Origin of the sequence: Levilactobacillus suantsaiihabitans (genome assembly GCF_004745505.1) — a bacterium.
In the GTDB taxonomy this organism is placed as follows: Bacteria; Bacillota; Bacilli; order Lactobacillales; family Lactobacillaceae; genus Levilactobacillus; species Levilactobacillus suantsaiihabitans.
Window position 1 is genome coordinate 1 of record NZ_RKLX01000056.1, and the last position, 925, is coordinate 925.

Annotated in this window: 1 protein-coding gene and 2 pseudogenes; all 3 read right to left on the reverse strand. The window is 42.1% G+C overall.

What is annotated here, in order from left to right:
- Positions 1-212, reverse strand: a pseudogene (locus EGT51_RS12795) (hypothetical protein); the annotation flags it as partial.
- Positions 202-483, reverse strand: a complete 282-nt coding sequence (locus EGT51_RS12800; protein WP_135369027.1) for a type II toxin-antitoxin system RelB/DinJ family antitoxin — start codon at positions 481-483, stop codon at positions 202-204. The gene EGT51_RS12800 and the pseudogene EGT51_RS12795, both read right to left, overlap by 11 nt.
- 259 nt (positions 484-742) lie before the next feature.
- Positions 743-925: pseudogene (locus EGT51_RS12805) on the reverse strand (replication initiator protein A); the annotation flags it as partial.

Consider the following 925-nt stretch of genomic DNA (forward strand, 5'->3'; position numbering starts at 1 on the left):
ACCCAGGAAGGTTTCTTCAACCCAGCGGATTGCCAATCTTGAATCGGATAATATTGTTGCTTGATATAAGCCGACTTCTTTTCATACTGACTAGTAATTTTAAAAGCCTCGACCTTCTGTTCTGATACCCGACGAATTAAAACTGGCCGAGACTTGCCACCGTTAGTTTCTACAAAACTAACGTATAGGCTGACTAAGTCATTAGTCCTCATCTGGATCGTTGAGCCACTCAGCGACCTCTTTAGCGTCTTTGAACTCGGTGACTGGTGTCCCTTCGGTCGCCTTTAAAAAGCGTAAATTAGCTCTTTCTTCTTCGCTTAAAGACACATTAAAAGGTAAAGCACCATTAGCAACAATCCGCTTGTAAAACATGTTAATGGCCGTGGTTGGATTTAAGCCCAATTCGCTTAAAACTGCTTCGGTATCATCGGCCAAATCTTTATCAATCTTGACTTGGACCCGTTTCTTTTCCTTACCTGCCATGATTGTCTCATCTCCTTTCTTTTACTACTACCATTATACTACCTTTTGAGTATCTGATCAACGGATAAAACCCTGGCCTCAAATCACTTGAGCTTGGCGTTGATCTAAAGGCTGAACTTTTGAGCTGATTAGCCTGGTTAGCTCTGGCGCTCATTTAAAAGCCCCTATTCTTCTGTTTAAGCCATTTAAATCTAGCCTAAGTATAAATAGGTTAGTAAGTCTTAAAACCGCTTAGAAAGGATTTTGTAGCCTTTTGGGACTAGTAGTACAACCCACTGTTATCGTTGTCGGCCGACTTTTCTTCTTCGGGGTGTTTGGCCGCATATTCTCTAGCCGCTTGTTTATTCCACCAAACGCCAAATAGGTTTTGCATGGTGCCGTACAGGTAATTTTCCACGTTCTTGATGTGCTTCTCATTGCTTCTTAGGGCGTTAAAGTAACG

Excerpts from the sequence above, each read along its gene's own strand:
- EGT51_RS12800 (WP_135369027.1), bottom strand. The coding sequence starts at position 483 with ATGGCAGGTAAGGAAAAGAAACGGGTCCAAGTCAAGATTGATAAAGAT.